This window comes from Pseudomonas sp. ok266 (genome assembly GCF_900110195.1).
GTDB classification, from domain to species: Bacteria; Pseudomonadota; Gammaproteobacteria; order Pseudomonadales; family Pseudomonadaceae; genus Aquipseudomonas; species Aquipseudomonas neuropathica.
This window is the reverse complement of the sequence record NZ_FOCU01000017.1, coordinates 101,080-127,456: the sequence shown is the minus strand read 5'-3', so window position 1 is coordinate 127,456 and position 26,377 is coordinate 101,080. Positions and strand designations below refer to the sequence as shown.

General features: G+C 60.8%; 29 protein-coding genes and 1 pseudogene. 15 read left to right on the top strand and 15 right to left on the bottom strand.

What is annotated here, in order from left to right; translation table 11 throughout:
- Together BMY54_RS31100 and BMY54_RS27435 are read right to left on the bottom strand one after the other, a co-directional pair.
- A pseudogene (locus tag BMY54_RS31100) lies at nt 1–215 on the bottom strand (hypothetical protein); the annotation flags it as partial.
- A 166-nt stretch (nt 216–381) separates the two neighbouring features.
- The gene (locus tag BMY54_RS27435) at nt 382–945 is read right to left on the bottom strand and encodes a chorismate mutase (protein ID WP_093441152.1); all 564 of its coding nucleotides are present in this window, start codon (nt 943–945) and stop codon (nt 382–384) included.
- A 199-nt stretch (nt 946–1,144) separates the two neighbouring features.
- On the opposite strand from BMY54_RS27435, the gene BMY54_RS27430 reads away from it, so the two are divergent.
- Nucleotides 1,145–2,500: an MATE family efflux transporter gene (locus BMY54_RS27430; protein WP_093441147.1), complete on the top strand. Its 1,356-nt coding sequence runs from the start codon at nt 1,145–1,147 to the stop codon at nt 2,498–2,500.
- 74 nt (nt 2,501–2,574) lie between these two features.
- Nucleotides 2,575–3,132 carry a YceI family protein gene (locus tag BMY54_RS27425; RefSeq protein ID WP_093441142.1) on the top strand — a complete coding sequence of 186 codons (558 nt, stop codon included), beginning with the start codon at nt 2,575–2,577 and terminating at the stop codon, nt 3,130–3,132.
- Nucleotides 3,133–3,147: 15 nt separating this feature from the next.
- On the opposite strand, the gene BMY54_RS27420 is transcribed toward BMY54_RS27425, so the two are convergent.
- The 3 genes from BMY54_RS27420 to BMY54_RS27410 form a co-directional block, all read right to left on the bottom strand.
- Nucleotides 3,148–3,360: a YXWGXW repeat-containing protein gene (locus BMY54_RS27420; protein WP_007908149.1), complete on the bottom strand. Its 213-nt coding sequence runs from the start codon at nt 3,358–3,360 to the stop codon at nt 3,148–3,150.
- A 42-nt stretch (nt 3,361–3,402) separates the two neighbouring features.
- Nucleotides 3,403–3,726 carry a YXWGXW repeat-containing protein gene (locus BMY54_RS27415; RefSeq protein ID WP_007908150.1) on the bottom strand — a complete coding sequence of 108 codons (324 nt, stop codon included), beginning with the start codon at nt 3,724–3,726 and terminating at the stop codon, nt 3,403–3,405.
- A 181-nt stretch (nt 3,727–3,907) separates the two neighbouring features.
- On the bottom strand, nt 3,908–4,393 hold the full coding sequence (locus BMY54_RS27410; protein ID WP_093441138.1) for a DUF3592 domain-containing protein: 486 nt from the start codon (nt 4,391–4,393) through the stop codon (nt 3,908–3,910).
- Between the two features lie 151 nt (nt 4,394–4,544).
- On the opposite strand from BMY54_RS27410, the gene BMY54_RS27405 reads away from it, so the two are divergent.
- Nucleotides 4,545–5,231: a GNAT family N-acetyltransferase gene (locus BMY54_RS27405; protein WP_093441260.1), complete on the top strand. Its 687-nt coding sequence runs from the start codon at nt 4,545–4,547 to the stop codon at nt 5,229–5,231.
- 64 nt (nt 5,232–5,295) lie between these two features.
- On the opposite strand, the gene BMY54_RS27400 is transcribed toward BMY54_RS27405, so the two are convergent.
- Nucleotides 5,296–5,736, bottom strand: a complete 441-nt coding sequence (locus tag BMY54_RS27400) for a hotdog fold domain-containing protein (protein WP_093441135.1) — start codon at nt 5,734–5,736, stop codon at nt 5,296–5,298.
- Between the two features lie 163 nt (nt 5,737–5,899).
- On the opposite strand from BMY54_RS27400, the gene BMY54_RS27395 reads away from it, so the two are divergent.
- The gene (locus BMY54_RS27395) at nt 5,900–6,532 is read left to right on the top strand and encodes a TetR/AcrR family transcriptional regulator (protein ID WP_007908165.1); all 633 of its coding nucleotides are present in this window, start codon (nt 5,900–5,902) and stop codon (nt 6,530–6,532) included.
- A 349-nt stretch (nt 6,533–6,881) separates the two neighbouring features.
- Here the strand turns inward: BMY54_RS27395 and BMY54_RS27385 are convergent, their stop codons facing one another.
- Nucleotides 6,882–8,000 (bottom strand): DmpA family aminopeptidase, encoded by a 1,119-nt coding sequence (locus BMY54_RS27385; RefSeq protein ID WP_093441128.1) that lies wholly within the window; start codon nt 7,998–8,000, stop codon nt 6,882–6,884.
- Between the two features lie 160 nt (nt 8,001–8,160).
- On the bottom strand, nt 8,161–9,276 hold the full coding sequence (locus BMY54_RS27380; RefSeq protein ID WP_093441124.1) for a polyamine ABC transporter substrate-binding protein: 1,116 nt from the start codon (nt 9,274–9,276) through the stop codon (nt 8,161–8,163).
- 110 nt (nt 9,277–9,386) lie between these two features.
- Between BMY54_RS27380 and BMY54_RS27375 the strand changes: the two genes are divergently transcribed.
- Nucleotides 9,387–10,160, top strand: a complete 774-nt coding sequence (locus tag BMY54_RS27375; RefSeq protein ID WP_093441120.1) for a helix-turn-helix transcriptional regulator — start codon at nt 9,387–9,389, stop codon at nt 10,158–10,160.
- A gap of 149 nt (nt 10,161–10,309) precedes the next feature.
- Here BMY54_RS27375 and BMY54_RS27370 read toward each other — a convergent pair whose 3' ends face one another.
- Nucleotides 10,310–11,251: a class I SAM-dependent methyltransferase gene (locus BMY54_RS27370; RefSeq protein ID WP_093441117.1), complete on the bottom strand. Its 942-nt coding sequence runs from the start codon at nt 11,249–11,251 to the stop codon at nt 10,310–10,312.
- A 199-nt stretch (nt 11,252–11,450) separates the two neighbouring features.
- On the opposite strand from BMY54_RS27370, the gene BMY54_RS27365 reads away from it, so the two are divergent.
- Nucleotides 11,451–11,864, top strand: coding sequence for a response regulator (locus BMY54_RS27365; RefSeq protein WP_093441112.1), 414 nt, complete (start codon nt 11,451–11,453; stop codon nt 11,862–11,864).
- Nucleotides 11,865–11,942: 78 nt separating this feature from the next.
- Nucleotides 11,943–12,611 (top strand): HAD-IA family hydrolase, encoded by a 669-nt coding sequence (locus BMY54_RS27360; protein WP_093441108.1) that lies wholly within the window; start codon nt 11,943–11,945, stop codon nt 12,609–12,611.
- Nucleotides 12,612–12,737: 126 nt separating this feature from the next.
- Here the strand turns inward: BMY54_RS27360 and BMY54_RS27355 are convergent, their stop codons facing one another.
- Complete coding sequence (locus tag BMY54_RS27355) at nt 12,738–13,397, bottom strand: methyltransferase family protein (protein WP_093441103.1); 660 nt, start codon at nt 13,395–13,397, stop codon at nt 12,738–12,740.
- A gap of 218 nt (nt 13,398–13,615) precedes the next feature.
- Nucleotides 13,616–14,512, bottom strand: a complete 897-nt coding sequence (locus BMY54_RS27350) for a LysR substrate-binding domain-containing protein (RefSeq protein ID WP_093441098.1) — start codon at nt 14,510–14,512, stop codon at nt 13,616–13,618.
- Between the two features lie 112 nt (nt 14,513–14,624).
- On the opposite strand from BMY54_RS27350, the gene BMY54_RS27345 reads away from it, so the two are divergent.
- Genes BMY54_RS27345 through BMY54_RS27335 form a run of 3 tightly spaced genes read left to right on the top strand, consistent with a single transcriptional unit; the run spans nt 14,625 to nt 16,873 of the window.
- On the top strand, nt 14,625–15,647 hold the full coding sequence (locus BMY54_RS27345) for an aldo/keto reductase (RefSeq protein ID WP_093441255.1): 1,023 nt from the start codon (nt 14,625–14,627) through the stop codon (nt 15,645–15,647).
- Nucleotides 15,644–16,441 carry an SDR family NAD(P)-dependent oxidoreductase gene (locus tag BMY54_RS27340; protein ID WP_093441093.1) on the top strand — a complete coding sequence of 266 codons (798 nt, stop codon included), beginning with the start codon at nt 15,644–15,646 and terminating at the stop codon, nt 16,439–16,441. The genes BMY54_RS27345 and BMY54_RS27340 overlap by 4 nt, the downstream gene beginning before the upstream one ends.
- A gap of 21 nt (nt 16,442–16,462) precedes the next feature.
- Complete coding sequence (locus tag BMY54_RS27335; RefSeq protein ID WP_093441088.1) at nt 16,463–16,873, top strand: SRPBCC family protein; 411 nt, start codon at nt 16,463–16,465, stop codon at nt 16,871–16,873.
- 129 nt (nt 16,874–17,002) lie between these two features.
- Here the strand turns inward: BMY54_RS27335 and BMY54_RS27330 are convergent, their stop codons facing one another.
- Together BMY54_RS27330 and BMY54_RS27325 are read right to left on the bottom strand one after the other, a co-directional pair.
- Nucleotides 17,003–18,397 carry a sensor histidine kinase gene (locus BMY54_RS27330; protein WP_093441084.1) on the bottom strand — a complete coding sequence of 465 codons (1,395 nt, stop codon included), beginning with the start codon at nt 18,395–18,397 and terminating at the stop codon, nt 17,003–17,005.
- Entirely contained in the window at nt 18,375–19,058 is a 684-nt protein-coding gene (locus tag BMY54_RS27325) for a response regulator transcription factor (protein WP_007914996.1), read from the bottom strand. The genes BMY54_RS27330 and BMY54_RS27325 overlap by 23 nt, the downstream gene beginning before the upstream one ends.
- A gap of 307 nt (nt 19,059–19,365) precedes the next feature.
- Here BMY54_RS27325 and BMY54_RS27320 point away from each other — a divergent pair, with 307 nt between their 5' ends.
- Nucleotides 19,366–20,295 carry a hypothetical protein gene (locus tag BMY54_RS27320; protein ID WP_093441079.1) on the top strand — a complete coding sequence of 310 codons (930 nt, stop codon included), beginning with the start codon at nt 19,366–19,368 and terminating at the stop codon, nt 20,293–20,295.
- A gap of 24 nt (nt 20,296–20,319) precedes the next feature.
- Here BMY54_RS27320 and BMY54_RS30455 read toward each other — a convergent pair whose 3' ends face one another.
- Nucleotides 20,320–20,529, bottom strand: coding sequence for a hypothetical protein (locus BMY54_RS30455; RefSeq protein WP_139213447.1), 210 nt, complete (start codon nt 20,527–20,529; stop codon nt 20,320–20,322).
- Here BMY54_RS30455 and BMY54_RS27315 point away from each other — a divergent pair.
- From BMY54_RS27315 to hcnC, 4 genes are all read left to right on the top strand, one after another.
- Nucleotides 20,522–21,061, top strand: coding sequence for a hypothetical protein (locus tag BMY54_RS27315; RefSeq protein WP_093441074.1), 540 nt, complete (start codon nt 20,522–20,524; stop codon nt 21,059–21,061). The two genes, BMY54_RS30455 and BMY54_RS27315, sit on opposite strands and share 8 nt — an antisense overlap.
- A 240-nt stretch (nt 21,062–21,301) precedes the next feature.
- Nucleotides 21,302–21,619: a cyanide-forming glycine dehydrogenase subunit HcnA gene (hcnA, locus tag BMY54_RS27310; RefSeq protein ID WP_093441069.1), complete on the top strand. Its 318-nt coding sequence runs from the start codon at nt 21,302–21,304 to the stop codon at nt 21,617–21,619.
- Entirely contained in the window at nt 21,616–23,025 is a 1,410-nt protein-coding gene (hcnB, locus tag BMY54_RS27305; protein ID WP_093441066.1) for a cyanide-forming glycine dehydrogenase subunit HcnB, read from the top strand. The genes hcnA and hcnB overlap by 4 nt, the downstream gene beginning before the upstream one ends.
- On the top strand, nt 23,018–24,277 hold the full coding sequence (hcnC, locus tag BMY54_RS27300) for a cyanide-forming glycine dehydrogenase subunit HcnC (protein WP_093441061.1): 1,260 nt from the start codon (nt 23,018–23,020) through the stop codon (nt 24,275–24,277). Before hcnB ends, hcnC begins: the two co-directional genes overlap by 8 nt.
- 135 nt (nt 24,278–24,412) lie before the next feature.
- Here the strand turns inward: hcnC and BMY54_RS27295 are convergent, their stop codons facing one another.
- Nucleotides 24,413–26,221: a monovalent cation:proton antiporter-2 (CPA2) family protein gene (locus BMY54_RS27295; protein ID WP_093441057.1), complete on the bottom strand. Its 1,809-nt coding sequence runs from the start codon at nt 26,219–26,221 to the stop codon at nt 24,413–24,415.
- Nucleotides 26,222–26,377 lie beyond the last annotated feature (156 nt).

Genomic DNA, 26,377 nt, shown 5'->3' with positions numbered 1-26,377 from the left:
GCGCCACCTTCAGCAACGCGGCGTTCGATCAGGCGATCAGCGCCACCTTCAGCAACGCGGCGTTCGATCAGACGATCAGAACCGCCCTCAGCAACACGACTTTCAATCAACTTGTCCGAGCCGCCTTCTGCGACTTGGGTGTGTGCCGGGGTGGCGGCAAAAGCGTTAATGGCGAAAACCGAGAAAGCGATGCTGAGAAGGGTCTGGCGTTTCATGATCGTGTGCTCCGGGGTGTTGTTGGTTGGTATGGAGCTGATGTTACGCCGTGGAATTTTTATGAGAACTTCATTGCCGTGATGGTGAACATCGACCGCAATGATGGTTCACCAATCCCCCCTGTAGGAGCTGCCGCAGGCTGCGATCTTTTGATCTGGCCGTTTCTCAGCGCGAGTTCGCCGCCCGCACACACAACTCACCGGTCGCCCGTGTCAGGGCCAGTTCATGCAGCGCGTCGTGGGCCAGACCGATGCGCGCCTTGGCCAGCCACACCGGGCAATTCGCATCATGGCGATACGGCGCGAAATCGGCGTATTGCTGCAGCAGGCGGGTTTGCAGCTCATCCAGACGCGGGCGAATCTGTTTAGCCAGGTCGGGGCGCGGGGTGTCCGGCGCAGCGCCGGACGCTTGCCATTGTGCGAGCAAGCCGTACTGCACCAGTTTATTCGCCTCCATTTGCGCGGCGATCAGTTGCGCCACGTCTTCCGCGTCGAGCTGGCGCTCGGTGGCCAGGTTGCGGGCATTGGCGATAACCTGCGCTTCACGCGGGCTGTCCTGAATCGGCTTGCCGCTGTCCCATTTGGTCAGCGCGACGAGGTCGCCGATGTTCAGGCGTTCGTTGAGTGTTTCCAGCAACGGCTTCAACGTTTCGCCAGGCGCGGCGGCGTGAGCGCTGGTGGTGAGCACGGCGAGGAGGGTGGCGGTCAGCAGATGGGCAAAGCGCGGCATGAACAGAGCCTCAATGAGAGAAGTGAAAGTGGGCAGTTGTTTACCACAGCTCTGAACTTGCACCTACAGAACCGTGTCCGTTACACAGGCGCGGCCACCGGTCATAAACACCGATTTGAAATGTTAATTGCGCCCCGCGTGCAACTCACCGAAGCTATCCTCCATCAGCCCTCCCGCCGTCGAGATGGACCTCTATTCAATGCAAGCCGTCGCCCAACGCCCACTCTGGCACACCTACCTGCTGTTCCTTGCGCCGATGGTGCTGTCGAACTTTCTGCAATCGATGTCGGGCACGGTAAACAGCATCTACATCGGCCAGATGCTCGGCACCCAGGCGTTGGCGGCGGTATCGGGGATGTTTCCCATCGTGTTCTTCTTTATCGCACTGGTGATCGGCCTCGGCGCAGGCGCCGGAGTGTTGATCGGTCAGGCGTGGGGCGCGCGTGAGCCGCACATGGTCAAGGCGATTGCCGGGGCAACGCTGTTGCTCGGGGTGTTGATCGGTCTGGTGGCGGCGGTGTTGGGCAGCGTGTTCGCGCGGCAGGCGCTGGCGGGGCTGGGGACGCCGGCGGATGTGCTTGACGATGCGGTGGCGTATGCCCATGTGATGATGTGGATCTTGCCGTCGCTGCTGGTGTTTGTGTTGTTCACCCAGCTGTTGCGCGGGGTCAGCGATACGCTGTCGCCATTGCTGGCGCTAATGGTCTCGACCTGCGTCGGGCTGGCCCTGACCCCGGCGCTGATTCGCGGCTGGTTCGGCTTGCCGCAATTGGGTATTCAGAGTGCGGCGTACGCCGGGCTTGCCGGTAACCTCGCGGCGATGGTATGGCTGGCGTGGCGCCTGATTCGCAAAGGGCACCCGTTGGCGCCGGATCGGGAGTTCTTCGCCGCGCTGCGCCTTGACGGGGCGATTCTCGGCAAGGTCTTGCGCATCGGCCTGCCGACCGGCGTGCAGATGATTGTGCTGTCGCTGTCGGAGTTGGTGATCCTGGCGCTGGTCAACCAGCACGGCTCGCAAGCGACCGCCGCGTATGGCGCGGTGACGCAGATCGTCAACTATGTGCAGTTTCCGGCGTTGTCGATTGCGATCACCGCGTCGATTCTCGGTGCGCAGGCCATCGGCGCCGGGCGGCTGGAGCGCATGGGGCCGATTCTGCGCACCGGGCTGTTGATCAACGTGTGCCTGACCGGCGGTTTGATTGTGCTCGGCTACCTGTTGTCGCACTGGCTGCTGGGGCTGTTCCTGACCGAGGACTCGACCCGGGCGATGGCTGAGCATCTGCTGCACATCATGTTGTGGAGCCTGTTGGTGTTCGGCTTCCAGGCAATCATCGGCGGGATCATGCGCGCGAGCGGCACGGTGTTGGTGCCGGTGGCGATTGCGATCATTTGCGTGGTTGGCGTGCAACTGCCAGCGGCGTACTGGCTGGACGGGCAGTACGGTTTGCAGGGTGTGTGGATGGCGTTTCCGGTGGCCTATCTGGGCATGCTGGTGTTGCAGACCCTTTATTACAAACTGGTCTGGCAGCATCAGAAGATCGAGCGTCTGGTGTAGGCGCTGGCGTAACAGTCGGATGTTTGCTTAATTCAATCGAGGCCCTCGACGGCTAGCCCCGCCCGGAGAATCCCATGTCGATCCGATTGCTGCTGGTTGCCGCGTGTTCGCTATGCGTCATCTGTACCGCGCAGGCTGTCGAATACACGCGGGTCAACACCACCGCCAGCCAGATCAGTTTTACCTACAACCAGATGGGCTCGCCGATGTACGGCACCTTTGGAAAGTTTGAGGCGACGCTGGACTTCGATACCAACAACCTCGCCAACGCCCGTACCACCTTGCACATCGACCTCAACAGCATCGATGCCGGCAGCGAAGACGCCAACACCGAACTGGTGAAACCGGCGTGGTTCGACACTGAAAAATTCCCGGTCGCGGTTTTCGAATCCAGCCACTTCACCCAAGTGGCCGAGCACCACTACCTGATTGCCGGCCAGCTCACCCTAAAAGGCATTACCCGTGAAGTGCAGGTGCCGGTGGAATTGAAACCGGACAGTGCCATCGGCATTTTCGACGGTGAACTGGTGCTCAAGCGTGACGAGTTCGGCCTCGGCGCGGGCGAGTGGGCGGACACCGTGGTGTCTAAGGACATCGCCATCAAATTCAAAGTGGTGGCGCCACAGCAGTGACGCCCGCCGTTGCAATCAATAGGCCCGCCAGTGCCCCGGCACCCAGCGCCATTGGTTGCCGCCCCAGCGATAGTGCCCGGCAACCCAGTGATAACCCGGCGCCGGCATCACCGGAACGACTTCGACCAGCGGCGGAGGCCGATGCGGACGGGCTGGCTCGACGACGCAACCGGACAACGTGACGGCCACCAGCGTGGCGGCCAGCAGTGCTTTAACGGTCTTCGACATGGTGGTGTTCTCGCAAGAAGTGACGGTCAGGCTGTCGCGCATTCATCGCACCCAATGCCCCTCGACCCAGAACCAGTTTGGTCCGCGTGCCTGCCAGTGCCCGGGTTTCCAGCGCGCGCCGTACCTCACCGGTTGCCAGTGGCCGGGTATCCACACGTAACCGCGTCCTTGCCAGCGCCAATGACCTTGATCCCAGACATAACCGGGGCGTGCGCCGGGCATCACTTCCATGCGCATCGGCGGTGGAGCTTGCTGAACAATCACCACCGGTTGCGCAAACACCGGGGCGCTGCTCAGCGCCGCCAGCGTCAACGGCACCAGCAGCAGGGTTTTTCGCCATTTGGACAGGGAACGCAAAACGCTCATGACAACTCCTCAAGGCCTGCGTTGAAAAGTGAACGCAGCTGCAGAATTGGATGCCTGATTTGCGAAAGATCCCTTCTGAGGCGGATGAAATTTTTTTCAGGGAGGGCGGTGCGAGAACGTCAGGATGGCGCCGCAGCAAGACGCCCGGCGCGCGTGAAGGTTGTTGCCTGTGAGGCTGGACTCAATAAAACCGGTCTTGTTCTTTCATTGCCTGAATCTGCCAGAACGTCCTGCCCGAGATCAGCAGAAACAGCAGTGCGAGCAACACACCGCCGGTCATGATGTAGAAGCTCGTACGGTAACTCTGCAACTGGCTGGCGATACAGCTTTTATCCGGCATCCACGGCGACACCAGCAGGGTGATGGGGCCGTCGACTTCATATTGGGTATGCTCGACGTAGCGTTCGTCGGCGTGTTGCCCTTCATGGGTCTGGCCTTGGGCATCGGTGTATTGATAGTGAATGACCTTGCCGTTGGCGTTCATTGGAATCTTTTCCAGTGCCGTGACGCTGCCGCGGGTTTCCACACCGTTGAAACTCAGCGCCCCATAAAGCATGCCCGACTTGTGCGCCATTGCAGCGAGCAGCAAAACCACGCAGCAAGCAACGGTCAGCATGACGATACGGTTGTAAAGGTGATCCTTGGCAGCTTCGCGCGGGTAGTACATGGCCGATCCCTGGTGGTGACATTTGTAGGAGACCGTTACATCGGCGCTCGGAACAGGAACTTTAGACGTCGAGCGCGTGCGTCACGGTATGATGTCGCGGCTCGTCGACCGCTGCGGCGGTCGGCAACGCTTTTTACCGTCGGAGTTCGTCATGCCACGCATCACCCACTACAAATCCCCATGCCCCGAGGCCGTCAACAGCCAGATCCTGCAGATGGTCGTCGACTACCTGACCGACATCAGTGCGGTCGGCCTCGGCCCGAGCAACCTGCTGTACAACGTCTATCAGTACGCGGTCGGTTATGAGGTGCATCTGTATCTGGAAGCGTTGAATGGCGAGAAGGGTATCGACGTGGAGTTGCTGGTGGCCACCGACGAGGATGATCCGGAGCAAGTGATCGGTTTTCTGTTGTACCTGCCGGTGCAGGGCGACTGGGAAGCCTGCAGCGTGGCCTACATGGCGGTGCGCGAAGGGCATCGGCGCCAGGGCGTGGCGCGGGCGATGATCGGTGAGATGGTCGGGCGTTATCCCCATGCGGAGCTGGCCTGCATGATCGGCAAAGTCCCGTACTTCGAAGCGTTGGGCTTTGAGGTGATTGGCCAGCGTGAAACCCAGGTGTTGATGAGCACCCGGCATTACCGCAGCAATGGCGTGCGCGGGTTTATCGACACCACGCCGATTTACCGCTCGCTGGAAGTGCAGCAGATCCACACGTACCTGCTGCAGAAAAATGGCAAACGGGCGATGCTCGATGCCGAGAAACAGCGCGACCGGCACCTCGATCAGACCACTCGCCATGTCGAGGAGTTTGTCCGCCAGCGCCTGACCGTGCACTGACCTCGCTTCGGCGAAAAAGCCCTTGCTGTGAATCGCGCAGCAAGGGCTTTTTTGTGGGCGTCATTCAGCCGAGTTTGACGTTCATGGTGATCCGCGCCGTGAGCACGTGCTTGCCCTCGGTGTCGCGAATATCCACGGTGACGATCTTGTCGCCCTCGCTTTGCCAATCCACACCTTCACCACTGGCCACTGCCGTCACATCGGTTTTCGCCTTGGCCAGGTACTCCACGGTCATGCCTTTGGGGATCCAGCGTGCGCCGGCCGGGATCGATACATCGGTCATCATCCCGGCGGCGAGTTCTGCGGCGTTGCACATGGCAATGGCATGCACGGTGCCGAGGTGATTGGTGATCTCTCGACGGAACGGCACTTGCACCGTCGCCGCATTGGCGCGCAACTCGGTCACCAGCGGGTTGATGGTGCTGAAGTACGGCGCGACCTGGCAGGCCATCTGGCTGAAGGCTTGCGGACCTGCGCTGTTGAACATGCTGAGAAACTGACTCATGGAAACGCCTCGCGAAAAGTGAATTTGCAGAATGATGTTCCGTTGCAGAATAATATTCTGTAACGGAACGGTATTCGGTCTGCGGGAAATCTGTCAACCTGTGCGTGTTTTTTTCATGGGCACGACGTGTGCCTTTCAATCCGATTTTCAGGCAGTCAGCCGCATGGACACCGCAGATCTACTGGAACGCAGTTACCCCGGCCGTCGCGCCGAACTCAAGCGCGATATCTTTCGCAAGGCGCTGAGCCTGTTCAATGAACAGGGGATCGAGGCCACCACCATCGACATGATTCGCGCCGAGTGCGACACCAGCGTCGGGGCGATCTATCACCATTTCGGTAACAAGGAGGGCTTGGTCGCCGCATTGTTTTTCACCGCGCTGGAGGATCAGGCGCGCCTGCGCGATGCCTATCTGGAGGCTGCGAAAACCACCGAGGAAGGTGTGCAGGCGCTGGTGTTCAGCTACGTCGATTGGGTCGAACGTCAACCGCAGTGGGCGCGCTTCCAGTACCACGCACGATTTGCCGTGACCAAAGGGCCGTTCAAAGACGAACTGACCGAGCGCAACAAGACCCGCAATCTGCGTCTGCGCGACTGGCTGGCCGAATCGGGACGCGCTGCCGAACTCAAGGCGCTGCCCGCCGAACTGTTGCCGTCGTTGATCATCGGCCAGGCCGACAGTTACTGCCGCGCCTGGTTGGCCGGACGAGTGAAGGGCAGCCCGGCGGACTATCGCGAGTTGCTGGCACAAGCGGCCTGGCGCTCGATTTGCGCCGACGCGCCGCCGGACTGCTGATTTACGCAGACAAAAAAAGAGCCTCAAAGCTCTTTGATGGGGAGGAAGTGGAGCCCGTGAGGCTCAAGGTGCGCATGAAGCAAGGCACGGGCTTGATTGGGGTTCAGAGCACCCGTGCCTACGCAGTGCTCGAAGAACGGAGCTACTGCGTGATTCCATCGTAGGAGTGTGCAAGTGACGGCTCAAGTACCGCCAGTCGCCCGAACTGCGGCGCGGGAGCCTTCCACAAATATTGATGTAACCCTTTGTGGGAGCGAGCCTGCTCGCGAGCGCGGTTTGTCAGTCAAATCTACTTCGACTGACAAACCGCGATCGCGAGCAGGCTCACTCCTACAGGGGAAAAGCGCTGTCAGCGGGCGCCGGGCCAGCCTGATTTTTCGAGGGCAGCGAGCAGGGTTTCGGCATCCAGTCCCGGCACCGAGTGACCGTTGCCTTCGGTGCTGTCACTGGCCAGCAAGGCATTGATGATCGCTTCCTCAACCGCCTCGGTCGCGGCCAGGAACAACTCGCTGATATGGTCGTTATTGACCATGCGCAAGCCGTCACAGGTCGGCGCGCCTTTGCCTTCGTAGGCTGCCGTTGGCACATGAGCGTTGCCGGTGGCGAAGGCGATGAAGATGTCGCCGCTGTGATCCTCGTTGCCACCGCCGGTGCGCGCCAGGCCGAGGCTCGCGCGCTGTGCCAGGCGAGTGCACTGGTGGGGCAACAGCGGCGCATCGGTCGCCAGGCAGACGACGATCGAACCCATGCCCGGATGCGGCAATGAGGCGCGCAAGAACGGCGAATCTTTCTGTTCCATATAGCGCCCGACCGGGTAGCCATCGACCCGCAGTTCGCTGCGAATGCCGTGGTTGGCCTGGACGATCGCGCCGACGGTCCAGCCGCCCTGCGCAGCGCTCAAGCGTCGCGACGAGGTGCCGATGCCACCCTTGAATTCATGGCAGATCATGCCGCTGCCACCGCCGACCGCGCCTTCCACCACCGGGCCGTCGACCGCGTTTTTCAGGGCTTCAGCCACATGCGCGGGCTGCACGTGAAAACCGTTGATATCGTTGAGCAAGCCGTCAAAGGTCTCCAGCACCACTGGCATGTTCCAGTAGAGACGGCCGTCGTCGGGTTGCTGCTGGCGATCCAGTGCAACCAAGGCGTCGCGCACCACACCGAGGCTGTGGGTGTTGGTGAAGGCAATCGGGCTGGTCAGCAGACCCGCCTCGCGAATCCATTCAAGCCCGGTGGCGTCACCATTGCCGTTGAGCACATGCACGCCAGCAAAACACGGTTGCTGATTGGTCGAACCCGGACGCGGTTCGATCAGCGTCACGCCGGTGCAGATGTCCCGTCCGGCGCTGCTGCGTCCGCGCACATTGCCGTGGCCGACGCGTACGCCGGGTACATCAGTGATGGCGTTGAGCGGGCCGGGATGCAGTTGACCGATGCGGATGTTGAGGTCACGGGCACGAGGTTTCATTGATTGTTGTCTCTCTAAAAAATGCAGGGTTATTCGCCGGCCCCTGTGGGAGCGAGCTTGCTCGCGAAGGCAATCCGACATCCAACATTGATGTCGACTGACCCACCGCATTCGCGAGCAAGCTCGCTCCCACAGGGTTTGGTGAAATGTTCAAAAGGGGTTACTGGCCGTTCTTGACCTTGCTCCACACCCGCGTGCGCACCCGTTCGGTGGCTTTGGGCAGGGGTTCAAGGGTGTACAGCGTGGCCATCGCCGTGGCCGATGGATAAACCGCCGGGTTGTCCCGCGTGGCGGCGGCCACCAGCGCTGTCGCCGCTCGGTTGCCATTGGGATACGACAGATGATCACTGACCGGCGCGATCACTTCGGGGCGCAGCAGATAGTCGATAAACGCCAGCCCTTGGGGCCGATTCGGCGCGTCCTTGAGCAGCACCAACGTGTCGAACCACACCGGCGCGCCTTCCTTGGGCAGGCTGTAGGCGATCTTCACGCCGTTGTTGGCCTGCTCGGCATTGGTCTTGGCTTCCAGCATCGCGCCCGACCAACCGACTGCCACGCAAATGTTGCCGTTGGACAGGTCGCTGATGAATTTCGACGAGTTGAAATAGGCGATGTGCGGGCGCAGTTTCAGCAGTAGCGCTTCAGCTTTTTTATAGTCTTCGGGATCGGTGCTGTTGGGTGGCAAGCCGAGATAGTGCAGGGCGACCGGCAGCATCTCCGACGGCGAATCGAGCATCGCCACGCCGCACTGGCCGAGTTTGGCGAGGTTGGCTTCGTTGAACACCAGATCCCACGAATCCACCGGCGCCTTGTCGCCTAGCGCTGCGCGTACTTTGTCGACGTTGTAGCCGATGCCGTTGGTGCCCCACAGATACGGCACGGCGTATTGATTGCCGGGATCGTTGTTGGCCAGTTTTGCCAACAAATCGGCATCAAGATTCTTCCAGCCCGCCAGTTGCTCGCGTGGCAGCGGGGCCAGGGCGCCGGCCTTGATCAGCGTCGGCAGGCTGAAGTTGCTTGCCACCACCACGTCGTAGCCGCTGCGACTGGTCATCAATTTGCCTTCGAGGACTTCGGCACTGTCGAAGGTGTCGTAGACCGGCTGGATACCGCTGTCGCGCTGGAAGTCGTGGAGGGTGTTCGGGCCGATGTAGTCGTACCAGTTGTAGACGTGCACGCTCGGCGCGTCAGCGGCCAGGGCGATCGAGCTGGCGCCAATACCGACCAGCAGGCCCAGTTGAATGCTGAGGTTGATACAGCCACGGTGACCACGCATGATGCGGCACTCCTGGCCTGTGCAGGCCGGTGATGAACAGGAGTGGTCAGCCTATCGGGCCGGTCACGCCTGACCCATTCCCATCATGGGTTACTCAAAAGGGGTAGTACGTGGACGCGTTGCTGCAGGAACTGCCAGTGCATCAGAGCCTGGCGCGGGTATTTGCCGGTGTCGGTCAGGACGGTTTCTGGCGTGCGCTGGTGGACACGTTGCGACTGCTGGTGCCGCTGGACAACGCGCTGGTGGCGCTGATGAAAGCCGGGCAGGCGCCGCAATTGCTGATCGACTTCGACAGCAAGGGCCGCCCCGACGAGCAGGAAGAACTGGCCGGTTACAGTGCCGGAATGTACCTGCTCGATCCGTTTTACCAGAGCGCCTCGACCGGCATTGCTGATGGTTTGCACAGCCTCGCCTCGGTGGCGCCGGACCAGTTTCTGCACAGCGAGTACTACCAGAGTTACTTTCGTTCGGTGGTGGGCGAGGACGAGTTGCAGTTCATGATCAACGTCGAGGGCGGCGTGCTCGGTTTGTCATTGGGCCGTTCGACGCCGTTCGACATGGCCGAGCAGGGCCGGTTGTTGTGCGTGCGCGATTGGGTGTTGGCGGCAATGCGTCGGCATGTGCAGTTGCTGCCGCCGCAGGGCGCGGTGGCGGAAACGGTGGTTGGGGATCTGGCGACGTTGCTCGACCGCTTCGACGCGCGGCTGACGGTGCGTGAGGTCGATACGGCGCGGCTGATTTTGCAGGGCTTTTCCAGCAAGGCGATGGCCCAGCAGATGGGCATTTCGCCGGAGACGGTCAAAGTGCATCGACGCAATCTGTATCACAAGCTCAATGTCACCGGGCATGGCGAGTTGTTTGCGCTGGTGCTGCGCTCTCACTAAAGATCATCGGTCGTACACATAAACCTGTGGGAGCGAGCTTGCTCGCGAATGCGGTAGATCAGTCAACCTCACTGGCGACTGACAAAACGCTTTCGCGAGCAAGCTCGCTCCCACAGGGGATGTGTGTTGTTCAGGGGATCTTCGGGGTGTCAGGTGGTGCGTTGGAAAACCAGGGCTTTGAGGCCGCTTTGCGGGTTGATGTCCGGAAACTCCGGCGGATTCTCCAGCCGCTCTACAAAGCGCAGACTCGGTGCTTCCTGAGTCACGCCATCAATCAGAAAGTCCGAACCGAATGCCGGGTCGTTCATGCACGCCAGCACTGTGCCTTGCGCCGTGAGCAATTCCGGCAAGCGGCGCAGCACGCGCTGGTAATCCTTGGTCAGCAGAAAACTGCCTTTCTGGAACGACGGCGGATCGATGATCACCAGATCATACGGGCCGCTGTTGATCACCTTGCCCCAGGACTTGAACAGGTCGTGGCCGAGGAAACTGACTTTGCTCAGATCATGGCCGTTCAAGCGATGATTGTCGCGGCCACGGCTCAGGGCCGCGCGGGACATGTCCAGGTTGACCACATGACTGGCGCCGCCCTCGATGGCCGCCACGGAAAAACCGCAGGTGTAGGCAAACAGATTGAGCACACGTTTGCCGTTGGCCTGTTCGCGCACCCAATTGCGCCCGTAACGCATGTCGAGAAACAGCCCGGCGTTCTGTTTGCGGCCCAGATCGACGCGATACTGCAAGCCACCCTCGACGATGCTCATTTCGTCGATCTCATCACCCAGCAGCCACTCGGCAGTGCTCTGCGGCAAATAGCGATGCTGGATCAGCAACGTGTGGGCGCCGGACTGTTTCCATTCGGCGGAACCGGTGAGTTTCATCAGCAACGCCTTGAGATCGTCCAGTTGCTCAGGCGCCGGCTCCTTGAACAGCGACACCAGCACCACGCCCTGCAGCCAGTCCACCGTCAACTGCTCCAGCCCGGCCCAGCAGCGTCCGCGCCCGTGGAACAGGCGACGGGTTTCGCTCGGTGCAGCCGCGAGGGCCGGCAGCAGATGGGCATGGAGGGTGGCGAGGGCTTCAGGGTTCATCGGTCAGGATCGGCAAGCAAAAGGGCCGGCATTTTAACCACAAATACGCCGTCACGAACGATTGCCGGCGACGGGCAAAAACGGCCTTTCGCAAAAGACCTGTATCAAAAATGAATTTCTGCAGAGCCCGCTGCTCATACCAGTTAAGCAGCGGATTCAAGCCGCTAAATCGTTAATGCAATTCAGGGAGTGCAGTTCCATGTGCCCAACACCTACGGCGAGCGCGCACCTTCCTGACGGATTGATTCTGGTGGTTGAGGATGATCCGTTGATTCTGGAGTTTCTCTGCGAAATTCTTCAGGAGGAAGGTTTCAAAGTCGAACCACGTACCAGCGCGGACGACGCCAAGCTGTATCTGGAAGAGCACGCGCCGGAAGTGGCCTTGCTGCTGACCGACATCACCATGCCCGGCGAAATCAATGGCGCCGGGTTGGCCAATCTGGTCGGCGAACGCTGGCCGGACAAGCCGGTCATGGTCATGTCGGGCTATGAAACCCCGGAGACATCGGGGGTCAAGCACCCGGTGGCGTTCATCAAGAAGCCGTGGGCCATCGGCCAGTTACTCGACTGCGTGGATAGCGCGTTCAAGTCCAAGGCTCCGCGCCTGCACTGAGATGCCGGGACGAATCGCCGGGCAAAAATGCTACATTGCCCGGCCAATCCGCCCAGTCTTGTCAAAGGATGCGATCTTTTGTCTGCTCACGATAACGTCTTCGATCGCGCGTTCGGCGCGTTTCTGTTCGACATGGACGGCACCGTCCTCAACTCCATTGCCGCCGCCGAGCGGATCTGGGCAGCCTGGGCCGTGCGCCATGGCGTCGATGTGGAAACGTTTTTGCCGACCATTCATGGTGTGCGCGCGATTGACACCATCACCCGGCTGAACCTGCCGGGGGTGGATGCCGAGGCGCAAGCGGCGTTCATCACCGAGGCGGAAATCGAAGACGTTGAAGGCATTGTCGAGATACCCGGCGCGGCGAAATTTCTCAATAGCCTGCCCAAAGATCGCTGGGCGATGGTGACGTCGGCGCCACGGGATCTGGCGTTGCGGCGCATGGCGGCGGCGGGGATTCCAGAGCCTGCGGTGATGATCACCGCGGAAGATGTGCAGGCGGGTAAACCTGATCCGGCCGGCTATTTACTGGCGGCCAAGCGACTGGGTCTGGAGCCTCGTGATTGCCTGATCTTCGAAGACGCCACGGTCGGCATTCAGGCTGCCGAAGCGGCTGGTGCGGCGTTGATGATCATCACCACCACGCATCAGCATCCGCTGGAAACTACCCATGCGACGTTGGCCAGTTACGCTGCGGTCAGCGTCAAGATCGATAGCGACGGTCAACTCCACCTGCAAAAAAACTGACACCCCGAAATCCCTGTGGGAGCGAGCTTGCTCGCGAAAGCGATGGGTCAGCCACCATCAATAGTGACTGTGCCGCCGTCTTCGCGAGCAAGCTCGCTCCCACAGGATCCTGAGTGAGTTCGAAAATCAATAAACCCCCGGCACCAACCGCCAACTCCGCGCACAGTAATCGTCATACTCCGCCCCAAACTGCGCCCGCAGCAGGGCTTCTTCCGAATGAATCCGGGCAATCAACGGGATCAACGTCAGCGCCGCCAGCATCAACCCGACCACCGAACGAAACGCCAATGCCCAGCCCACGGCATTGATCACCAACCCCAGATAACTCGGATTGCGCAGCCGTTGGTAAATGCCATCGGTGACCAATCGGTGCCCCGGTTGAATCGCCACCAGTCCGCTGAAACGTCGTCCCAGCACAAACACCGGCCACAACCGCAGTGTGCCGCCGACGATAAACAACAGAGCACCGAGCCAACGCACGCCTTCACCGCCCAGCGTCCAGAAATTCACCCGGTCGCAATAGGCCGGCAGAAAACCACTGACCAGACCAATTACGCCAAACGCCGGAATCACCCAGCGATTGGCGCGGTCTTCACGCTCGCCGGAACTGAGGTTGACCTCGCTGAATAGCGAAGCAATCACCATGGCCACCGTCGCCAGTGCGACGATCACCAGCGAACCGTGGGAAAAGAACATCGCCACGCCGCCAATGCCCCACACCGCCAGGCCGAGGTAGGCGAGGGTGGCGAGTACCGCGACGATGGTCATTTGTGCGGACATTCTCATGGTCAACTCACGGCTGGATGCTGATCTGATGAGTGTAGATCCACCGCAAAACCTGTGGGAGCGAGCCTGCTCGCGAAGGCGTTGGGTCAGTCACATTCGATGTTGGATGTGCCGGCCCCTTCGCGAGCAGGCTCGCTCCCACAGGTTATGGGGTAGATTTCAATTCTGTGAACGACACGAATTCCTGTGGGAGCGAGCTTGCTCGCGAAGCGGCCCTGTCAGTCAGCTGCTATCTCACCGTCAGTCAGGACTTTGCGGAAGGTCTCGACCAATGGCCGCAAGTTGATCCGGTGCCACGCCGCCCACAATGGCGTGGTCAAGGTCAGCCACGGCAGCTCCCGCAGCACTACGCCCGGCGGTGCGTTATGGCTCAGGCCTTTCTGGATCATCGCAATCCCCAACCCCGACGCCACCAGACCCAGCGCAGTAAACGGTTCGGTCGCCTGCATGCGCACATCCGGGGTGAATCCCGCGCGGATGCAGGCGCTGACGAACTCATCGTTGGCGTCCTGACGCGGCTGCACGCCGATCCATTCCTGATTGGCCAGATCCTCCGGGTTCAACGCAGTTCGCTGCGCCAGCGGATGCTGTTCCGGCAACGCCAGCAGCATCGGGTCATCGAGCACCTGGAAACCCAGCAGATCCGGATCGTCATCGGTCGGCGGCTCACTCACCAACGCGATATCGAGACTACGCTGTCGCAAGCCTTCCAATTGCTCGGCAGAACTGAGGTTGTACAACGCGACATGCACATTCGGCCGGTCCACGCGTAACACGCGCAAGGCATTGGGCAAGACGCCGGCGTGCATGGCATTTTCGATATAGCCGATGCACAAACCGCCTTCTTCGCCACGACCCAAGCGTTTGCCGAGAGATTCCAGGCGATTGGCGTGGGTGAGCAGGGCGCGGGTTTCGGCGAGGAAAGTCTGGCCATCACGGGTCAGGCGAATGCGTTGCTGGCTGCGCTCGAACAGCGTCAGGCCCAGGCGTTCTTCGAGCTGGGCGATCTGCCGGCTCAGTGGCGACTGAGAAATATGCAGCCGTTCGGCGGCGCGGCCGACGTGTTCTTCCTCGGCGACTACAACGAAGTAGCGCAATTGGCGGATGTCGATCATGTCAGACCTATAGGGACTCAAGTTCTGCAGATTATGTCTTGGACGGTCTCGGTGGCGCAATCTAGGATCTGCTCAACGGTCACACCGACCAAGAATGTATGAGGACAATCCGATGAGTTTGAAAGACAAACTGTCCGGCCAACTGGGCTTCGGCACCGCGCCGCTGGGCAACATGTTTCGCGCCATCCCCGAAGAAGAAGCGCAGGCCACCGTGCACGCCGCGTGGGATGCCGGCGTGCGCTACTTCGACACCGCGCCGTTTTACGGTTCGGGTCTGTCGGAAATCCGCCTTGGTGAGGCACTCAAGCAATACAAACGCGACGATTACGTGCTGAGCAGCAAGGTCGGCCGGGTGATTCTCGATGAGGTCGAAGACGCCGCCGCCCGCGATCTCGGCGAAAAAAGTGGTGTATTCGAACACGGTCGCCCGAACAAGATCGTCAATGAATACAGCGCCGATGCAACCCTGCGCTCCATTGAGGACAGCCTCAAACGCCTGCAAACCGATCGCCTCGACATCGTCTGGGTGCACGACATCGCTCAAGACTTCTACGGCGATCAATGGCTGGAGTACTTCAACCAGGCCCGCACCGGCGCGTTCAGAGTCCTCACCCGCTTGCGCGAAGAAGGCGTGATCAAGGCCTGGGGCCTGGGCGTGAACAAAGTCGAGCCGTGCGAACTGACCCTCGACCTCAGCGAAGCGCAACCGGATGGTTTCCTGTTGGCTGGCCGCTACACGCTGCTCGACCACGAACGCCCGTTGCAACGCCTGATGGATGCAGCGCTGGCGCAGAACGTTGAAATCGTCGTCGGTGGCCCTTATAGCTCGGGAATCCTCGCGGGCGGCTCGCACTTCGAATACCAGCAGGCCAGCCCTGAAGTCATCGCCAAGGTCGAGCAGATCAAACGCATCGCCGCCGCTTACAACGTCGATATCAAAGCCGCTGCGCTACAGTTCTCGCTGGCCAATCCCGCTGTTGCGGCGGTGATTCCCGGCGCAAGCAAACCGCAACGCATCGCCGAAGACGTCGCGGCATTGTCGGCCAGTATTCCTGCCGGTTTCTGGCAGGCGATGCGCGACGCCCAACTGGTTTCTGAACGTGCACCATTGCCAATCGATGAGGTGAAAGCATGAAGATTGATCTGAGTGGAAAACTGGCCATTGTCAGCGGCAGCACTGCTGGTATCGGCTTGGGCATCAGCCAGTCGCTGGCCGAAGCTGGCGCCACGGTGGTGGTGATCGGCCGCGACACGGGCAAAGTTGAACAGGCATTGGCGAGTATTCGCGAGAAAGTCCCGGGTGCGCAGTTGCGTGGTCTGGCTGCCGATCTGGGCACCGCGGAGGGCGCGCAGAAGCTGTTCGCCGCTGAACCGCGTGCGGACATTCTGGTGAACAATCTCGGCATCTTCGACGCCGTGGATTTCTTCGAAGCGCCGGACAGCGAGTGGACGCGTTTCTATGAGGTCAACGTGATTTCCGGCGTGCGCCTGGCGCGGCACTACGTGCCGGGGATGGTCGAGCAGGGCTGGGGCCGGGTGATCTTCCTGTCCTCGGAATCCGGCGTGGCCACGCCAGCGGACATGATCAACTACGGCGTGACCAAAAGCGCCAATCTGGCGGTGTCCCACGGTCTGGCCAAACGTCTGGCTGGCACCGGGGTGACGGTCAATGCGATCCTGCCGGGGCCGACCTTCACCGACGGCCTGCAAGACATGCTCAAAGAGGCTGCCGCCGAATCCGGGCGCAACCTGCGCGATGAGGCCGATGCCTTTGTGCTCAAGGCCCGCCCGACCTCGATCATCCAGCGCGTGGCGGATGTCGAAGAAGTCGCGCACCTGGTGACCTACATTGCTTCGCCGCTGTCCTCGGCCACCACCGGCGCCGCGTTGCGCGTCGATGGCGGCGTGGTCGACAGCCTGACGATCTGAATTCTGGAGAGACGTTTATCTATGCCAACAGCATCCGCAACCATCGACATTCCGGCCTCGGCCGATCAGGTCTGGCAATTGATCGGCGGCTTCAACACGCTGCCCGATTGGCTGCCCTTTATTCCCAACAGTGAACTGAGCGACGGTGGCCGTGTGCGCACCTTGCAAACCGCTGACGGCGCTGTGGTAATCGAGCGCCTGCAAGCGTTCGACAACGCCGCGAAGACCTACAGCTATTCGATCGAACAGGCACCGTTCCCGGCGACTGATTACCTGGCGACGATCAAGGTCGAAGCCCAGGGGCAGGGCGCCCGCGTGACGTGGTCGGGGCGTTTCAACGCCAAAGGCGTGAGTGATGAGGAAGTGGTGGCGCTGTTCAGTGGCATCTATCAGGGTGGCCTCGCGGCACTGCGAGCCAATTACCCAACCTGAGTTGATGATCGTTCCCACGCTCTGCGTGGGAATGCAGCCCGGGACGCTCCGCGTCCCTTTCGCAAGCTGGAACGCGGAGCGTCCCTTGAGGCATTCCCACGCAGAGCGTGGGAACGATCATGTCGGGAATCAGGAGTTTTCGATCAGGCTCTGCCGGCAATCGAGCGCCAGTTTCGCCCCGCCCAGATCACTGCTGCCGACTTCAAGACTGAAGCCATGCAAGCTGACAATCGCCGCCACAATCGACAATCCGAGACCAAAGCCACCCTGCGGCTGCCCACCCTCGGCGCGATAGAAGCGCTGGAACACCGCCTCACGCTCAGACTCGGGAATCCCCGGTCCGGAATCGTGCACCTCAATCCGCGTCTGCCCACCCGCGTTCACCCCACGCAGCATCACCGTGCCGCCCGGTGGTGTGAACTTGATCGAGTTACTCAGCAGATTGGCCAAGGCCTCGAACAGCAATGCCCGATCACCATTGAGCGGCGGCAGGGTCTCCGGCATGTTCAGCTCGAAACGCAGCTCGCCTTCCTCGGCCAACGGCAGGTAAAACTCGTGCAGTTCTTCCAGCAGTTGCACCGGATCGAGTTCGACAAAACCTGAACGGCGCTGGCGATCCTCAAGCTCGGAAATCCGCAACAACCCGCGAAACCGCGCCATCAGCGTGTCCGCTTCGGCGAGCACCAGATCCAGTTGCGCTGCTTCCTGCGAACCTTCGCCAGCCTGCTGCTGCATGCGATACAACTGCGCGCGCAGGCGCGTCAGTGGCGTGCGCAGATCATGGGCGATGTTGTCGCAGACGCCTTTGACTTCATTCATCAAGCGCTCGATGCGCTCCAGCATCGCGTTGACGATGGCCGCGAGCATGTCCAGTTCATCGCGGCGATTGGACAGCGGCAGGCGCCGGGTCAGGTCGCCGGCAACAATCGCCTGAGCGCTGGCCTGAATCGCCCGGATGCGCCGCAACGGCCGACGCCGCAGTAAATGCCAACCGGCAATGCCCGGCAGAATCGTTAGTGAGACGCCCCAGAACAACGCATGCAAAATGATCCGCGTGACGGCGAACAGCGAGCCGTTATCGCGCAGCAATACCAGCCAGCGCCCATCGCGGGTTTGCGTGGCCACCGCGTCGCAGCTGTCATTGGGCAGGGTCGGGTCATCGGAGTCGGCGCAGTCGGCGAGCATGTGGATCTTGCCGTCCAGCGGCAGGCCTTCGGGGATCTGCTGCAACGCGCCACTGAGGTAAACGCCGTTGGCGTCGAACAGGCCATAGGCGTCGATGCCGCGAATGTCGAAGGTCATGCTGGCGGCGAGGGCGTCTTCGAGTTGTTCGCCGCGAAAGTGCGAAAACAGGTGCTGACGTTGCATCAGCGAATGTTTGGCGAGGTTGTCGAGGTAGCCGGAGACCTCGTAATACATGACCCCCATGAGGATCGCGCTCCAGGCCACGAACAGCGAACTGTACAGCGCCAGCAAGCGGCTGCTGGAGGAGCGCCAGCCGTCAGACGGGTTCGGCAATGACATAACCCGAGCCCCGTACCGTGCGGATCAGCGGCACATGGCCGGCGGCGTCGATCTTCTTGCGCAGACGGCCGATGTGCACGTCGATCAGGTTGGTGCCGGGGTCGAAGTGATAGCCCCAGACCTCTTCGAAAATCATCATCCGCGAAAGGATCTGGCCACTGTTGCGCATGAGGAATTCGAGCAGCTTGTATTCGGTCGGCAGCAGCGTCAGCACTTGTTCGGCGCGGCGCGCTTCATGGCTGATCAAATCAAGTTCGAGGTCGGCCACCTGCAACGTCGTTGCCTGAGTGGCGCCGCTGTTCTGCCGACGCAGCAACACTTCCACCCGCGCGGCCATTTCATCGGTGGCGAACGGTTTGGTCAGGTAATCATCGCCGCCGGCGCGCAAGCCGCGTACGCGTTCGTCGACATCGGAGAGGGCGCTGATCATCAGGATCGGCGTGGCCACGCCCATGGTGCGCAGCGTGGTGACGATGGCCAGGCCATCGAGTTCGGGCAGCATGCGGTCGAGGGTGATCAGGTCGTAGTTGCCGCTCACGGCGCGGTCGAGGCCTTCGCGGCCATTGTCGACCCAGTCGACTTCCAGCCCGTGGCTGCTCAGTTCGGCGACGATTTCCCGAGCGGTCACGGCGTCGTCTTCGATGGTCAAGATACGAGTCATAGGCAGGCCTGCTGATCGGTTCAAACGGAATGGCAGCATTTTGCCAAGAAATTGCGCTGGCGCTTTAAATTAACTTTCATGTTGACCTGTCACAAACGCAGATTTGGAGCGCTATTGATACTTGAGGCCAATGCATAAAACCCGCTGTTATCCGGCAATTATTGCAATTTGCAAGGTTTGCGTAAGTTCACTCTTTCTAACTGATTGAAATTGATAGATTTATCTAATTTCCGCGACTGGCACGGTCACTGCAATTCCTCTGCTGACGAGTTGTAACACCATTTTTCATGCCTGGAGCAGAACAACAATGAATAGATCCTCTGATGGGTTTTATCCTGCCGTTGAAGAGTCGAGCAGCGTTTCGGGCGTGTCCTGGGGCGCGATCTTCGCCGGTGCCGCGGCTGCCGCTGCACTGTCGATGATTTTGGTGTTGCTCGGTTTCGGTTTGGGTTTCTCTGCCGTTTCACCGTGGGCCGGAGAGGGCGTCAGCGCCAAGGGCCTGGGCATTTCCACGATAGTCTGGCTGGCGGCGACGCAAATAATCGCTTCCGGCATGGGTGGCTACATCGCCGGTCGCCTGCGGGTGAAGTGGGCGAACATGCACGGTGACGAAGTGTATTTCCGCGACACCGCGCACGGCTTCCTGGCCTGGTGCGTGGCTACATTGGTTACCGCAGTGCTGGTGGTCGGTTCGGTCAGCAGCGTCATCAGTGGTGGTGTGCAGGCCGGTGCCAGTGTGGCTGGCGGTGCTGCCAGCGCCATGACTCAAGCAGCCGGTTCTGCGGCGGCCAACACCGACAGCAACCAGTACGGCTACTACATCGACAGCCTGTTCCGCGATGACCGTCCGGCCTCCGTCAGCGATGACGCCGCTCATGGCGCTGTGGCACGGATCTTCGCGCAGAGCCTGGCCAACGGTCAGCTGAGTGCTGAAGACCGTACTTACCTCGCACAACTGGTCGCGCAACGGACCAACCTGACTCAGGCCGATGCCGAACGTCGCGTTGACGAGATTTATGCGCGCACTCAGAAAGCCCTCGCCGACGCCAAAGTCAAAGCTCAACAAGCCGCCGACACCGCTGCGAAGGTCGCTGCCTGGACCTCGCTGTGGATGTTCATCTCGCTGTTGGCCGGTGCGTTCTTCGCCAGCCTCGCGGCTACTTACGGCGGTCGTCGTCGTGATGCCGTCGAGTACGTAGAAGTCGACACCTACACCACGACCACTCCAGTCCGTTAAACAAGGAGCATCACCATGCGCTCATTACTGCTGTTTTTCCTCGGCGTGCCAATCCCGATCATCATCCTGATCGCCCTGTTCGTGCACTGATTGCTTGATTGAGGCGCATGCCTCGGCCGCTTCCACCTTCGGGTGGAAGCGGCTTTTTGCTTTCTGACGGGCAACAAGGGGAGAATCCGCATCGGCAACGGGGCGGCCGTTGCGCGCACGTTTAAGGATGAATACGTTGAACAAGCAAGCAATCAAACGAAAAGTCGTCGAAATGCTCGATAGCGGGCATTCCAGGGCCGCAACCTTCAAGGCGCTTTCGGGTGGCAAGGTCAAGGATCGAGTGCTGGCGGGCTGGATCGGGGCGCATCCAGATCCCGCCCTGAGAAAACGACACGCCGTTAAAGTCAACATTCTGGTCGCACTGATGGGTATCTGGGGACTTCTCGGGGCGATAGCCGGGCTGCTTCAAATCAATGACGGTGGCACCGCTATGGCATTGACCATGGTCTTGATTATTGGCGTGATTCCGCTCTTGTTTGCGTGGGGCTTTTACAAGGGCATCGCGGTGGTTTACACAATCTATGTCACCTTCACGATCAGCCAGATTCCTCGTGAATTCTACGGCTTCAGTGAAGAACCCGTGTCGACTCTGCTCGGCGTGGCGTTCATTCTGGCCATGGTGTTCTACGCCGCCTGGGTCAAATGGCTGTTGTTTCCGGACCTCGCTTTGGTCGGTACAAGGAAGATCAAAGGGCAGTACGTCTTCTCCAACTGATCGTTCGACAATCCAGCCGCTTTCACTGGCCTGGATCAATATTTCGCCGGGCGATATCGCCTAACGTAAATGATCCAGGCCTTTGCTGAGGCATGAACTACAGTGCTTCACGCGCACCTTGTTGCGCTGACGAAGTAGCTGCGTCGACGCCCCTCACAGCCACAATAAACGCGTCGACCCGGTGTAGTGCAGCAAGGAGCTGACACCACCTCAACCGAACTCTCACGGATGAACATAGCAATGCACTGCCAAGAAAGAACCTTCGATATTCAGCCGTTGGCGCAGGCGGATATGACCGTCCACATCAACGGTCAAGCGGTCACCGCCGCCATCGGCGAAACCGTCCTCAGCGTTATTCAATCACTCGGCCTACGCCAGATCGCGCGCAACGATCACGACCAGATCACCGGCGCCTATTGCGGCATGGGCGTGTGCCAGTGCTGCCTGGTGAAAATCAATGGCCGGCACAAACGCCGTGCCTGTCAGACCGTGGTGCGCGACGGCATGGAGATTGAAACCCAGGTCAACCGCATCACCACGCAAGAGGTGATCGTATGAGCCAGCAACCGGTCATCGTCGGCGGCGGCCCGGCGGGGATGGCGGCGGCCATCGAACTGGCGCGCCACGGCGTGCGCTGCACCTTGCTCGAAGAAGCTTCGCGACTCGGCGGCGTGGTCTATCGCGGGCCGTTGCGTGACGGCGTGCAATTGGATTATCTCGGCCCGCGTTACTCCGAAGCACTGGGCAAACTGCACGGTGATTTTCAGGAGCAGGCCGGGCTGATCGACGTGCGCCTCAACCATCGCGTGGTCGGCGCCGAAGGCACCCGCGCGCTGGTGGTGCTCGATGGCGACGAGCAGTTACACGAGATCGAGTATCCGCAATTGCTCCTGGCTGCCGGTTGTCATGAACGCAGCGTGCCGTTTCCCGGCTGGACCTTGCCGGGGGTGATCATGCTCGGCGGTCTGCAACTGCAAATCAAAAGCGGCGTGGTCAAGCCGCAAGGGCCGGTGATCATCGCCGGCACCGGGCCGTTGCTGCCGCTGGTGGCGACGCAGTTGCATGCGTCGGGCGTCAGCGTCGCGGGCGTGTATGAGGCGTGCGCGTTCGGCAAGATTGCCCGCGAAAGTCTGGCGCTGCTGAACAAACCGCAATTGTTTCTCGATGGTTTGAGCATGCTCGCCTACCTGAAACTGCACGGCATCCCGATGAACTACGGCTGGGGCGTGGTCGAGGCGCATGGCGAGGGCGAGCTGAAAAGCGTCAGCGTCGCGCCTTACTCGGCCACGTGGGAACCGGACATGAGCCGCGTCGAGCGCTTCGAAGCCAAGACCCTCGCGGTCGGTTATGGCTTTATTCCGCGCACCCAACTGAGTCAGCAGATGGGCCTGGATCACGGCTTCAGCGATGACGGTTATCTGCGCGCCAACGCGAACGTCTGGCAGCAAAGCAATGAGCCGCACGTGCATCTGGCCGGTGACATGGGCGGGATTCGCGGTGGAGAAGCGGCGATGCTCGCCGGCAAGATCGCCGCAACCTCGATTCTGCTGCAACGCGGCGTGCTCGAAGAGGAGCTGGCGCGTGTGCGTCGCGACCGCTACTTGAGCAAACTCAAAGCCATCGTGCGCTTTCGCGCTGCCGTCGATCGTTACACCGAACGCGGCGTCGGCCAGACCGCATTGCCTGCCGCTGACACGGTGATCTGCCGTTGCGAGCACGCCACCCGCGCCGACATCGACCTGGCGCTGGAGCAAGGCGTGCAAGACATCGCCAGCCTGAAAATGCGCACCCGCGTGAGCATGGGCGATTGCCAGGGGCGCATGTGCGTCGGCTACTGCAGCGATCGCTTGCGTCAGGCTACCGGGCGCAAGGACGTCGGTTGGTTGCGCCCGCGTTTTCCGATTGATCCGATTCCTTTTTCCGCGTTCCAGTCCGTTGGCACGGAGGCCGCTGCCCATGAGTAAGTTCTACGACGTGATCATTGCCGGCGGCGGCGTGATCGGGGCGTCCTGCGCCTATCAATTGTCCAAGCGCAAAAACCTCAAAGTGGCGCTGATCGATGCCAAGCGCCCGGGCAACGCTACCCGTGCTTCGGCCGGAGGTTTGTGGGCGATCGGTGAGTCGGTCGGCCTCGGTTGCGGGGTGATTTTCTTCCGCATGATGTCGGCCAACCGCAAGCGCGAAACCCAAGGCGCGGCGGTGGCGGTGGACGCGAGCACGCCGCACATTCTGCCGGAGTCGTTCTTCGATTTTGCCCTGCAGTCCAACGCGCTGTACCCGGCATTGCACCGAGAGCTGAAAGACAACCACGGGATGGATTTCAAGTTCGAAAAGACCGGGTTGAAATTCGTCATTTACGACGATGAAGACCGGCTCTACGCCGAGCACATCGTCGGCTGCATTCCGCACCTGGCCGATCAGGTGCGCTGGCTCGATCAGGCGGCGCTACGCGAGTCTGAACCGAGCGTCAGCCATGAAGCACGCGGGGCGCTGGAGTTTCTCTGCGACCACCAGGTCAGCCCGTTCCGCCTCGCCGATGCCTACATGGAAGGCGCGCGGCAGAACGGCGTCGACATCTTCGTCAACACCAACGTCACCGGTGTGTTGCATCACGGCAGTCGCGTCACCGGTGTGCAGACGGCCGAGGAGGGCGTGTTCCACTGCAAGACGCTGATCAACGCCGGCGGTGCCTGGGCGGCAGATCTGAGTGAATGGGCGACGGGTATTCGCATCCCGGTGAAACCGGTGAAGGGCCAGATTCTGCTCACCGAGCGCATGCCGAAGATTCTCAACGGCTGCCTGACCACCAGCGACTGCTACGTGGCGCAGAAGGACAACGGCGAGATCCTGATTGGCAGCACCACCGAAGACAAAGGCTTCGACGTCACCACCACCTACCCGGAAATCGCCGGGCTGGTGCAGGGCGCAGTGCGCTGCCTGCCGGAACTCAAGGACGTCAATCTGAAACGCACCTGGGCGGGTTTGCGTCCGGGTTCGCCGGATGAGTTGCCGATTCTCGGGCCCATGCGTGGGGTGGAAGGGTATTTGAATGCCTGCGGCCACTTCCGTACCGGCATTCTGACCTCGGCGATTACCGGTGTGTTGCTGGACAAACTGGTCAACGATGAGCCGTTGCCGTTGGATATCACCCCGTTTCTGGCGGACCGGTTTGAGGTGGCGCCGGTCAAGCAAGTGCTGGAACTGGAACTGGTCTGACCTTGGCAAGATGATCGTTCCCACGCTCCGCGTGGGAATGCCTCAAGGGACGCTCCGCGTTCCAGCTCGCGAATTGGAACGCAGAGCGTCCCGGGCTGTATTCCCACGCGGAGCGTGGGAACAATCGGGTGTGGCTCAGGTGTTGCGGGATTCTTCTTCCAGCTGGTCGGATTCAAACAACCGCGCCAGTTCCGCCCGGGCTTCCTGGGCGGTTTGCAGGACTTTCGCCGCGTCGTCGTAGACCGCGTGTTGCGCCTCCAGCACTTGTTCGTCGTGATGCTTGAAGCGCTTGATCCGCGCATCGGCCTGGGCTTGGGTCAAACCAAGTCCCACCAAGGTGCGCCGGCTCATTTCCAGACTCGAATAATAGGTCTCTCGAATCGCCTCCGCGCCAACATCCACCAAACGGTGCACATGCTGACGGTTACGCGCCCGGGCGATGATCTTCATGTGCGGATACAGCTTGCGCACCACCTCGGCGGTCTTGATGTTGGTCTCCGGATCATCCGTGGCAATCACGAAATATTCCGCCTCGCCCACCTTGGCCGCATTGAGAATTTCCGGGCGCATCGGGTCGCCGTAGAACACCGGCACACCGCCGAAGCTGCGCGACAGTTCAATGGTCTCCACCGAGGTGTCCAGCGCAACGAACTTGATGTTCTGCGCCCGCAGAATCCGCGCGACGATCTGGCCCATCCGGCCCATGCCGGCGATCACCACACGCGGAGTGTCGGTGTCGATCTCGCGGTATTTTTCCGGCACTTCCACCGGCTGCACTTTCGGGCTGACCAGCCGCGCGCAGATCAACAGCAACAATGGCGTGACCGCCATCGACAAGGTGATGGTCAGCACCAGCAGGTCATACAGGCGCGGCTCAAACAGGCCCTGATCGCGACCGATCTTGAACACCACAAAAGCGAACTCACCACCGGCCGCCAGCACGATGCCAAGGCGAATCGCACTGACCTTGTTCAAGCCCCCGGCCAGGCGTCCGACGATGAACAGCAGCGGTAATTTCAGCCCGATCAACAGCAGCGTCAGCCCCAACACGGTGATCGGCGCGCTGAGCAGCAAGCTGAGGTTGGCACCCATGCCGACGCTGATGAAAAACAGCCCGAGCAGCAACCCTTTGAACGGCTCGATCTGCGCTTCCAGCTCATGGCGATATTCCGAATCCGCCAACAGCAAACCGGCGAGAAACGCCCCCAGCGCCATCGACACACCGACCAGATCCATCAACCACGCCGTGCCGATCACCACCAGCAACGCCGTGGCCGTCGACACTTCCGGCAGACCGGTTTTCGCCACCACGCGGAACACCGGACGCAACAGATAACGCCCACCGACCACGACCACCGCGATGCCGCCGAGCACCTGCAACGCATGGTTCAGACTCTCGGCGTTGCTGGTGTCGTGAGCACCACCCGCCAGCATCGGCACCAGTGCGATCAACGGGATCGCGGCGATGTCCTGGAACAACAGAATCGCAAACGCCAGTCGCCCATGGGGGCTGGTCAGTTCCTTGCGCTCGGCCAGACTTTGCAGACCGAATGCCGTCGAGGAAAGGGCCAGACCGAGGCCGAGCACAATCGCACTGTTCAGTGGTTGACCAAACACCGACAGCGCCAGCACGCCGATCACTGAAGCGGTCAGCAGCACCTGCGCCAGACCAACGCCGAACACCGATTTACGCATCACCCACAAACGTCGCGGCGACAGCTCAAGGCCGATGATGAACAACAGCAACACCACGCCCAGTTCGGAAATATGCGCGACGCTTTGCGGGTTGCCGATCAGGCCCAGCACCGAAGGACCGATGATCACCCCGGCAAACAGATAACCGAGCACGGCGCCCAGTTGCAGACGTTTGGCCAAAGGCACGGTGAGCACGGCCGCGAACAGAAAGACGACAGCGGCTTGCAACAGATTGCCTTCATGGGGCATGGGGGGTTACTCCTGACAACGGTACGGCGGGGGTGACAAGGATAAGGGTTACCAAGACCTATAGGCCACTGGAGATCCAATGTGGGAGCGAGCTTGCTCGCGAAAGCGAAGTGTCAGTCAACAGGTTTGTCACTGGTAGATCGCATTCGCGAGCAA

What these genes read in the sequence shown, in the direction of transcription:
- BMY54_RS27435 (WP_093441152.1), bottom strand. Translation starts at nt 945, where the DNA reads ATGCCGCGCTTTGCCCATCTGCTGACCGCCACCCTCCTCGCCGTGCTC.
- BMY54_RS27430 (WP_093441147.1), top strand. Translation starts at nt 1,145, where the DNA reads ATGCAAGCCGTCGCCCAACGCCCACTCTGGCACACCTACCTGCTGTTC.
- BMY54_RS27425 (WP_093441142.1), top strand. Translation starts at nt 2,575, where the DNA reads ATGTCGATCCGATTGCTGCTGGTTGCCGCGTGTTCGCTATGCGTCATC.
- BMY54_RS27420 (WP_007908149.1), bottom strand. Translation starts at nt 3,360, where the DNA reads ATGTCGAAGACCGTTAAAGCACTGCTGGCCGCCACGCTGGTGGCCGTC.
- BMY54_RS27415 (WP_007908150.1), bottom strand. Translation starts at nt 3,726, where the DNA reads ATGAGCGTTTTGCGTTCCCTGTCCAAATGGCGAAAAACCCTGCTGCTG.
- BMY54_RS27410 (WP_093441138.1), bottom strand. Translation starts at nt 4,393, where the DNA reads ATGTACTACCCGCGCGAAGCTGCCAAGGATCACCTTTACAACCGTATC.
- BMY54_RS27405 (WP_093441260.1), top strand. Translation starts at nt 4,545, where the DNA reads ATGCCACGCATCACCCACTACAAATCCCCATGCCCCGAGGCCGTCAAC.
- BMY54_RS27400 (WP_093441135.1), bottom strand. Translation starts at nt 5,736, where the DNA reads ATGAGTCAGTTTCTCAGCATGTTCAACAGCGCAGGTCCGCAAGCCTTC.
- BMY54_RS27395 (WP_007908165.1), top strand. Translation starts at nt 5,900, where the DNA reads ATGGACACCGCAGATCTACTGGAACGCAGTTACCCCGGCCGTCGCGCC.
- BMY54_RS27385 (WP_093441128.1), bottom strand. Translation starts at nt 8,000, where the DNA reads ATGAAACCTCGTGCCCGTGACCTCAACATCCGCATCGGTCAACTGCAT.
- BMY54_RS27380 (WP_093441124.1), bottom strand. Translation starts at nt 9,276, where the DNA reads ATGCGTGGTCACCGTGGCTGTATCAACCTCAGCATTCAACTGGGCCTG.
- BMY54_RS27370 (WP_093441117.1), bottom strand. Translation starts at nt 11,251, where the DNA reads ATGAACCCTGAAGCCCTCGCCACCCTCCATGCCCATCTGCTGCCGGCC.
- BMY54_RS27365 (WP_093441112.1), top strand. Translation starts at nt 11,451, where the DNA reads ATGTGCCCAACACCTACGGCGAGCGCGCACCTTCCTGACGGATTGATT.
- BMY54_RS27355 (WP_093441103.1), bottom strand. Translation starts at nt 13,397, where the DNA reads ATGAGAATGTCCGCACAAATGACCATCGTCGCGGTACTCGCCACCCTC.
- BMY54_RS27350 (WP_093441098.1), bottom strand. Translation starts at nt 14,512, where the DNA reads ATGATCGACATCCGCCAATTGCGCTACTTCGTTGTAGTCGCCGAGGAA.
- BMY54_RS27345 (WP_093441255.1), top strand. Translation starts at nt 14,625, where the DNA reads ATGAGTTTGAAAGACAAACTGTCCGGCCAACTGGGCTTCGGCACCGCG.
- BMY54_RS27340 (WP_093441093.1), top strand. Translation starts at nt 15,644, where the DNA reads ATGAAGATTGATCTGAGTGGAAAACTGGCCATTGTCAGCGGCAGCACT.
- BMY54_RS27335 (WP_093441088.1), top strand. Translation starts at nt 16,463, where the DNA reads ATGCCAACAGCATCCGCAACCATCGACATTCCGGCCTCGGCCGATCAG.
- BMY54_RS27330 (WP_093441084.1), bottom strand. Translation starts at nt 18,397, where the DNA reads ATGTCATTGCCGAACCCGTCTGACGGCTGGCGCTCCTCCAGCAGCCGC.
- BMY54_RS27325 (WP_007914996.1), bottom strand. Translation starts at nt 19,058, where the DNA reads ATGACTCGTATCTTGACCATCGAAGACGACGCCGTGACCGCTCGGGAA.
- BMY54_RS27320 (WP_093441079.1), top strand. Translation starts at nt 19,366, where the DNA reads ATGAATAGATCCTCTGATGGGTTTTATCCTGCCGTTGAAGAGTCGAGC.
- hcnA (WP_093441069.1), top strand. Translation starts at nt 21,302, where the DNA reads ATGCACTGCCAAGAAAGAACCTTCGATATTCAGCCGTTGGCGCAGGCG.
- hcnB (WP_093441066.1), top strand. Translation starts at nt 21,616, where the DNA reads ATGAGCCAGCAACCGGTCATCGTCGGCGGCGGCCCGGCGGGGATGGCG.
- hcnC (WP_093441061.1), top strand. Translation starts at nt 23,018, where the DNA reads ATGAGTAAGTTCTACGACGTGATCATTGCCGGCGGCGGCGTGATCGGG.
- BMY54_RS27295 (WP_093441057.1), bottom strand. Translation starts at nt 26,221, where the DNA reads ATGCCCCATGAAGGCAATCTGTTGCAAGCCGCTGTCGTCTTTCTGTTC.